At 28.0% G+C, this 8,867-nt stretch carries 6 protein-coding genes, 1 pseudogene and 1 other annotated feature; of the genes and pseudogenes, 6 read left to right on the top strand and 1 reads right to left on the bottom strand.

Annotated elements, in window-relative coordinates; genetic code table 11:
- Nucleotides 1–85: 85 nt before the first annotated feature.
- The 6 genes from J418_RS0112600 (at nt 86) to serS (ending at nt 7,403) form a co-directional block, all read left to right on the top strand.
- Nucleotides 86–580: an HDIG domain-containing metalloprotein gene (locus tag J418_RS0112600; RefSeq protein ID WP_017895768.1), complete on the top strand. Its 495-nt coding sequence runs from the start codon at nt 86–88 to the stop codon at nt 578–580.
- 105 nt (nt 581–685) lie between these two features.
- Nucleotides 686–1,201, top strand: coding sequence for a transcription repressor NadR (locus J418_RS0112595; RefSeq protein ID WP_017895767.1), 516 nt, complete (start codon nt 686–688; stop codon nt 1,199–1,201).
- Nucleotides 1,202–1,249: 48 nt separating this feature from the next.
- A complete protein-coding gene (locus tag J418_RS0112590; protein ID WP_017895766.1) occupies nt 1,250–3,973 on the top strand; it encodes a UPF0182 family protein in 2,724 nt (907 codons plus the stop codon).
- A 152-nt stretch (nt 3,974–4,125) separates the two neighbouring features.
- Nucleotides 4,126–5,520 (top strand): NAD(P)/FAD-dependent oxidoreductase, encoded by a 1,395-nt coding sequence (locus J418_RS0112585; protein WP_017895765.1) that lies wholly within the window; start codon nt 4,126–4,128, stop codon nt 5,518–5,520.
- A 23-nt stretch (nt 5,521–5,543) separates the two neighbouring features.
- Nucleotides 5,544–5,825: a DUF1667 domain-containing protein gene (locus J418_RS0112580; protein WP_017752419.1), complete on the top strand. Its 282-nt coding sequence runs from the start codon at nt 5,544–5,546 to the stop codon at nt 5,823–5,825.
- Between the two features lie 51 nt (nt 5,826–5,876).
- Nucleotides 5,877–6,073, top strand: a binding site (T-box leader).
- 49 nt (nt 6,074–6,122) lie between these two features.
- Entirely contained in the window at nt 6,123–7,403 is a 1,281-nt protein-coding gene (gene serS, locus J418_RS0112575; RefSeq protein ID WP_017752418.1) for a serine--tRNA ligase, read from the top strand.
- A gap of 219 nt (nt 7,404–7,622) precedes the next feature.
- Here the strand turns inward: serS and J418_RS17110 are convergent.
- A pseudogene (locus tag J418_RS17110) lies at nt 7,623–8,859 on the bottom strand (ISNCY family transposase).
- Nucleotides 8,860–8,867 lie beyond the last annotated feature (8 nt).

Here is an 8,867-nt window from a genome sequence, read left to right as displayed (position 1 = left end):
AAAAAGCAATTAACTTTTAAAGTTAATTGCTTTTTTGATATATGTAAAATTATATGCATTAAACTATATTTTAAGAGGTGCTTAAATGAAGCTTTATAGAATAAAACAGTTTTATTGGAGTTTACTTTCAAAAATAGATAAAGATGATAGGAAATTTGTAAAGTATATATTAAATGAAAGTGAATTAAAACTATTCTATAAATTATCAATTTCAGAACAAAAGCACTCAATAAGGGTAGCATATGATGTAAATAAGATGTGCAGTATGAAAAACATAGATTCAACAGTTCTTTTAAAGGCAGCTCTTTTACACGATATAGGTAAGATCTATAAAAGAATGAGTATTATTGATAAATCTATATTGGTTTTATTAGACAAAATAACAAATGGGAATATTAAAAATATGTGTAATTTTTCAAAAGTTAATGTATATTACAATCATGCAAAATTGGGAAGTAAATTGTTAAATCAAATTAATACTAATAAAAATGTGATTTATTTAGTTGCTAATCATGATAATAGTAAAGTATGTGCTAATAGAGAACTTAATATACTTAAAGAATGTGATAATAAAAATTAGATTGAGATTATAATTAATACCATTACTTAAATGGAAATTGTATACATTAAATATTAATTTTTATGATATAATTATATAGAAAGCTATAATTCAATGGAGGTATTTATGAATTCACAAGAAAGAAGAATGAACATAGAGAATATATTGAAAAATAGTGATAAACCTCAAAAAGGGCATGTTTTAGCAGAAAGTCTTGGTGTGACCAGACAGATAATAGTTAAAGATATAGCTATTTTAAGGGCAGCTGGTAAAAATATAATGGCAACTCCAGAAGGGTATCTAATTCCTCAAGTTGAAAAGAATGTAGTTAGAAATGTTATAGCAGTTTCTCATAAACCGCAAGATATGGAAAATGAACTTAAAATAATAGTTAAGTTTGGTGGAATTGTTGAAGACGTTATAATAGAACATCCTATATATGGTGAAATTAAAGGAATGCTTATGCTGAAATCTTTATATGATATAGAGAACTTTATTTTAAAAGTTAAGCAGACTAAATCCGAACCTCTTTCCGTATTGACTGATGGGGTACATTTACACACTATTTCAGCTGAGAATACTTCTATAATAGAAAATATAAAGCAGGAATTAAAAAATCAAAATTATTTAATATATAACTAAAATTAAGGGGTTAAAGTATTTAATCCAAATTAAAAGAGGTGAATATAAATGAAGAGGAAGGGCGTTCTAGGTTTAGGCGTTATTATCATGATTCTAGCAATAATTTTTCTGTTTTTAAACAGAATAGTAAATTTTGCAGTTAATGTTGAGTGGTTTAAAGAAATAGGCTATTCATCTGTTTATTTTACTAAAATTATAGCTGTTTTAAAACTTATGGTACCAACTTTTATAATATGTTTTTTATGCATATGGTTTTATTATAAAAGTATTAGATTGAGTGTTATGAAGTATAGGAAAGTTATTGAAGTAGATAGTAAAAAAGAAAGTTTCTACAAGAAAATAACAATTTTTTTAGATATTATAGTATCATTTTTAATATCATATGGATTTTCAACTGTATATTGGTATAGAATCTTACAATTTAATAACTCTGTTCCATTTAACATAAAAGATCCAATTTTACATTTAGATATATCTTTTTATGTATTTAAACTTCCACTCATACAATCCATATACAATGTTATTTTGAGTTTAGTTGTATTTCTAACAATCCTAACGTTTATTGTTTATATTATATTAAATTTGAATGATAATTTTGTTTCAACAAAAGGTTTTAGAAACCAATTTAATAAGATAAACTTTAAAAGTGGAATAACACGATTTGCAGGAAGACAATTAGCTGTTTTATCGGCACTTATAATGTTAAGTATTTCATTTGGATTTTTCCTTAAATCTGTAAATCTTGTATATAGTAATAGAGGAGTAACTTTTGGTGCGGGATATACAGATATTCATGTAAGTTTTTTCTTATATAGAATTATTTGTGTTGTATCTGTAGTTGCAGCAGTTGTTATATTTACAAGTATAATTAAATCAAAGATGAAGCCTATTATAATATCAATAGTAGTAATTGCATGTTTAATTATTACAAATAATATTGCAGGTACTATTGTCCAAAATTTTGTAGTTAAATCAAATCAAAAGACATTGGAACAGCCATATATAAAAAATAACATTGATTATACAAGAAAGGCATTTAATATTCAAAACATAGATGTAAAATCATTTGAAGTTAAAGACAATTTAACAATAAATGATGTTAAAGATAATATGGATACTATTAACAATATAAGAGTAAACTCATATGAGCCAACACTTGAATTTTATAATCAAGTTCAGATTATAAGGTATTATTATAATTTTAATGATGCTGACATAGATAGATATAATATAGATGGAAGATTAACTCAAGTTTTTTTAGGTGCCAGAGAGATAAATAGTAATTCTATAGATCCTGATACTTGGCAAAATAGACATCTTATTTATACTCATGGTTATGGATTAGTTATGAATAAAGTTAATTCTGTAACATCTGATGGTCAGCCTAATTTTGTAATAAAAGATATGCCTCCTCAAAATTCAACTAACATAAAGATAGATAATCCAAGAATATATTTTGGGGAGAGTACTAATGACTATGCTATTGTAAATACTAAATTAAATGAATTTGATTATCCTAAAGGAAGTGATAATGCTACTAATAAATATAAAGAAAATTCAGGAATAAACATGAATTTTTTTAATAAGATATTATTTTCACTATATCAAAAAAATGCCAATTTTATATTGTCAAGGGATATAGATAGCAACAGTAAAATATTAATAAATAGAAATATAAAAGATAGGGTAAAAAAAATAGCACCATTTTTAAATTATGATTCAGATCCATATGTTGTTATAAGTGGAGGTCAGCTATATTGGATATTGGATGGATATACTGCATCAGATAAATATCCTTATTCACAGCCTCAAAGTAACGGTATGAATTATATAAGAAATTCATTTAAAGTAGTAGTAAATGCATTAAATGGAGATACAAATTTTTATATAGTTGATAAAAATGATCCAATAGCAAAAAGTTATTCAAAAATATTTCCTGGGCTATTTAAAAACTTAGATACTCTTTCTCCAGATATTAGACAGCATTTTAAATATCCAGAGGACTTATTTACAATTCAGAGCAATGTTATTGGAAAATACCATGTTACTGATCCTGGTGTTTTCTACAATGGTGAAGATGTTTGGGAAGTTGCTAAAAATCAAAAGCAGGTTAACGGAGATAAAAGTTCTATGGAATCTCCTTATGTGGTAATGAAACTTCCTGGTGAGAAGAAGGAAGAAATGATGTTGATTCAATATTTGAATATGAGAAATAAGGATAATATGTCTGGCCTATTTGGAGCAAGAATGGATGGAAATAATTATGGAAAAATGGTATTATATAAATTTCCACCTGAGAAAACAGTATATAGTCCATATTTATTTAAGCAAAGATTAAACCAAGATCCAAATATATCTCAGGAGTTATCACTGTGGAATAAAGATGGATCAAAAGTTCAATATGGAGATACAATAATACTTCCAATAGACAATTCACTTCTCTATATTGAACCAGTTTATCTGCGGGCTAGTGGCAAGGATAGTATTCCCGAAATGAAGAGGGTAATAGTATCATATGGAGATAAAATGATATTGTCTCAAAATATAGATACTGCAATGCAAGAATTATTTAACTATAATCAAAATGACAATTCTCAACCAGATTCTAATCAAAAAAATAATGATGATTTAGATGATAGTAAATCTAAAATGCTGCAGAACATAAAGAATTTATATAACAAGGCTATAGATGCACAAAAAAATGGTGATTGGTCAAAATATGGTGATTATATAAAACAGCTTGGAGAAAATATAGATAAACTTAATAAATAATTTAAAAGTGAAAACTGCTGATAATTTTCAGCAGTTTTTAAATTTTTACAAGTTATGAATAGGGTATATACTCTAATAGTAAAAAGGTAATATAATATAAGTGTTACAGGAATAAAAATAATATGTTTATTTCCTTGAAAGGAAGGTAAAGTATGGATTATGATGTACTTATATTAGGTGGTGGCATAGTAGGGTGTGCAGTTGCATATGAGCTTTCAAAATATAGTTTGAATATAGCTTTAATCGAGAAAGAATATGATATAGCAAATGATGTTGCACTTATAAATTCTTCAGTAGTGTATGATGGAGTTGAGTGCGAAACAACTTTATTGTCACGATTGGAGTCCATGGGAAATAGTATTATAAGAAATATTGCTTCTAAGTTTAATATAAATTTTAGTAAGAAAGGTTACCTTGTACTTTCAGATAATGAAAGTAGTGAAGAAGAACTTAATAAATTATATAATAGAGCATTGGATAGAGGAATTAAAAATATATATCTTTTAAATCAAAAAGAGACTTTGAAAATTGAACCAAATCTTAATACTAAAGTTAGAAAGTCTATATATTCTAAAAATGTTGGTATTATATCACCTTATGATCTAGCAATTTCCTATGGTGAAATTGCATTTGACAATGGTGTGAATTTTAAGTTGGAAGAAGAGGTTTTAGATATACAATCTATGTCTAAAGGCTTTAAAGTCGTTACAAATAAAAATAAATTTACTTGCAGTGTAGTCTTAAATACTACCCCTAAAGAGAATTATAGTATTGATAATATAAATATGGCAAGTATTAAAAAAGGATATATAAATTATTTTCTCATAGAAAATATAGGCAATAGATATAATAATAACAGTGTAATATCTGCATTAGAAAAAAATAATGGTAGAATATATATAATTCCAACTGATAATAATGGATTGATGGTTGAAATAACTACAAATAGTAAGATAAGTTATGAAGATGGGCTTCAAATAATAAAAAAATATATTGGCGAAATAGATGAAAATAATATAAATATTTTTTATGAGTCTAGATATTATAATGATGATAATATTATAGATGATAGCTTGATTGATAAAGGATATATAAAAGTAATAGAAAAGCATAGAGGTCAAATTACTATGACACCAGCTATTTCAAAAATTGTATGTGAGACTATAGTAAATAATTTAAAATGTATACCAAAAAAAGATTTTATAGATAAAAGAAGAGAATTTTATAGATTTAGGGATATGACAAATGATAAAAGAAAAGAGATAATAAAATTAAATAAAAAGTATGGAAAAATAGTATGTTACTGTGAAAAGGTAACCGAAGGTGAGATTATAGATGCTATAAGGAGGCCACTCGGTGCACGTACTATAGAGGGTATAAAGAGAAGGACTGGAGCTACTTTCGGAAATTGTAGAGGAGCCCAGTGTCTTTATAAAGTATCATCTATCTTATCTAGAGAGACAAATAAGAATATGACTGATATAGTTAAAAATTCTAAAAATTCAAAAATAATATTAGGTAGAATAAAGGAATTTGATGAGATTTAATACTGGAGGAATAAGAATTATCTATGAATAATATTATTGATAAAAAGTCAAAAAATTGGATAAAATATAATAATAGATATGATATATTTACTAGCATTGTAAGAATAGAAGGGGCTAATTGCAATGTTATTCCTGTAAAAGGCAGTAAACCAATTGATAAAAAATTGTGGATAGAGTGCTCAAAAGCGCTAAGCAGGTTGCATGTAAGAGCACCTATATTTATAGGTGATACAATTTGCACTAATATACTTAATACAAAGGTGGACATAATTGCTACCAAGACTATAGATAGGTGTAATGAATAATTTTTGGTTGACATAAAAATACGTTTAATATATAATAAAGGCAAAAATTAAAAGTAACTTATGATGAGTTTAGTAGTAATATAGCAATTTTAAGAGAATCGATGTTTTGGTGAAAATCGATATTGTTTTATTATGAATCCAACTCTGAAGTAGCTATTAAATTAGTTCGGTATAACCGTTATATTTTTAAGAGAATCAATTTTTAGTTGGTTAATTAGGGTGGCAACGCGGAGTTTTTCGTCCCTTTACAGGGAGATAAACTCTTTTTTTGTGGCATAAAACTAAGGAGGTCTATATATGTTAGATTTAAAGAAAATAAGAAATAATCCAGAAGAAATTAAAAAACTTTTATCAAATAGAGGAGAAGATTTTGACTTATCTAGTATAGATGAGGTTGTATCTTTAGATGAAGAAAGAAGAAATATTTTAGTTAAAGTTGAGGAGTTAAAGAAAAATAGAAATGAATCTTCAGCTAAAATAGCTAAAATGAAAAAGTCAGGGGAAAGTGTCGATGAAGTATTGGCTGAAATGAAAAAGTTATCTAGTGAGATAAAGGAATATGATGTTAAACTTTCAAATATTGATGATAAAATCCAATATATAATGCTTAGAATACCTAATATCCCCAATCCACAAGTTCCAGATGGTAAAAGTGACGCAGATAATGTAGAGATAAGAAGATGGTCTGAGCCTACTAAATTTGATTTTGAACCAAAGGCTCATTGGGACATAGGTACAGATTTAAATATATTGGATTTTGAAAGAGCTGGAAAAGTATCTGGTTCGAGATTTACTTTTTATAAGGGTTTAGGATCTAGACTTGAAAGATCTATTATAAGTTATTTTTTAGATGTCCATACTGAAAAGCATGGATATACAGAGATGATGCCGCCTTACATGGTTAATAGAGATAGTATGACAGGAACAGGTCAGCTTCCAAAGTTTGAAGAGGATGCTTTTAGAATTTCAAACAACGACTTTTTTTTGATACCTACTGCGGAAGTACCAGTAACTAATTTTTATAGAAATGAGACTTTAAAGGGAGAAGATCTGCCTATAAAATATGCTGCATATAGTGCATGTTTTAGATCAGAAGCAGGGTCTGCAGGAAGAGATACTAGAGGTCTTGTAAGACAGCATCAGTTTAACAAGGTTGAGCTTGTTAAATTTGTTAAACCGGAACAATCTTATGATGAACTAGAAAAACTTACAAGAGATGCAGAAGATGTTTTAAAGGGGTTGAAGTTGCCATATAGAGTAGTTAGAATATGTAAAGGTGACTTAGGTTTTACTGCAGCTCTTAAATATGATATAGAAGTTTGGATGCCAAGTTATAATAGATATGTAGAAATATCAAGCTGTAGTAATTTTGAGGATTTCCAGGCAAGACGTGCTAATATAAAATATAAAGAAACTCCAAAAGATAAACCAAGATATATTCATACTTTGAATGGATCTGGTGTTGCTATAGGAAGAACTGTAGCTGCCATACTTGAAAATTATCAAAGAGAAGATGGGACTGTTGAAATACCAGAAATACTTAGACCTTATATGGGTAATAGGGAAACAATAAAATAGTTATATTAAAAGTTTAAAGGGTAGATTTGCTTTTTAAACTTTTTTTATTATTGCATAAAAAAATGTGTCAACTAATTTTGAAAATGTCCCAAAAAGTTTTAATTATTAGCACCAGCACCAGCAGCAGCTGGTGTTTTGTTATGCTTATAACATTATTTTTCGGTATAGAAAATACATTTCTCAACTTAAATTTTTTAAGTAAAATGATTTTTTATTTCTTTAAGCTGTATTTTCTTTTTGCCTATGAGCTGTTTATTGCAGTAATGTTCAGATGAAGCCTGTTTCCATGGATGACTTATCGGTGGTATATAGTGTTTCTTTGGAACTTTTGAAGTATTTGCAAGATCAAAATTTTTTGGTGAAGAAACATGATCCGGAAGCAATTCAAGTGCATAAACTTTTTCGTTTACACAAAAATATATATCATTGTTAAATGCCTTTATTACTGTACCGCAGGTATCCTTATGATAATATACTGGGTGGCCATTAGCATCTACTGGAAGATGATATCTTTTATTGTATTTTACACAACTCTCATTGTCTACTTTCCTGCTGGCAAGTACACCAAGAATTAAATTGATTTTTTCGATAGAAAGTCGTGATTGCAGTGTTTGAAAAATTCGTTCCACATGCCATTTGGCTTGTTGAATACTGCTGGTTTTAATCTCAATTTCTAACTGCTTACAGGCATAACCGAATTGAGTAAAAGTGTCCTCTTCGATAGAAGGGGATTTTTTCTGCTTATACTCAAAAAACTGTACGCCTATCGGTGTAAAACATATAAGGAATACCATAGGTTTTCAGTATTTTCTCAAGTACATGGTAATAGCCATCCAGCATTTCTTGAGCATCAAAATAAGCACCTGCAATAGCACCTGTGGCATCATCTACAGCTATATGGAGTTGACTTTTTTCCACTAAATGAAGGGTGAAGAGAAGCATCCATCTGAAGCATTTCTCCAAAATAGGCACATCTCGGACGCTTGGGATGAGTATCTTCTACAACAAGAATAGAATTTTGAATAATACCAGCCTGCTTTTTTGACTTTGTAGATTTTGGCATATCTTTAAGTTTAGCTTGTAGGGTCTTCTTAGAAGCGTGTTTTGCCTTAGGGGACAGGATGAATTCTTGTAAAAGGATGGAACGTATAGTGTTTGATGAAACTTTGATCCCTTCAAATCCTTCTAAGAGTTCTGAAAAATGAGTTAAATTTGTGCCTTCATATTTTGTTCGATATAAGTTAACAATAGTCTGTTTTATAGAATTATCTAAAGCATGAACAGGATTTCTACCGTGATTTCCATGTATAAAAAAGTCTTTTCCTTTCTCCTTATACCCTTTAATCATTCTGTTAATGTGTCTAACAGTACAATTAATCTGTATGGCAGCTCTTTGATTGTTACCATTACTCTCTACTAATTTCTTTATTATGTTATACTTTACATTCTCATTCATTGTTAAAA

It is taken from the genome of Clostridium tyrobutyricum DSM 2637 = ATCC 25755 = JCM 11008 (assembly GCF_000359585.1).
GTDB classification, from domain to species: Bacteria; Bacillota; Clostridia; order Clostridiales; family Clostridiaceae; genus Clostridium_B; species Clostridium_B tyrobutyricum.
This window is presented reverse-complemented; position numbering and strand designations above follow the sequence as displayed.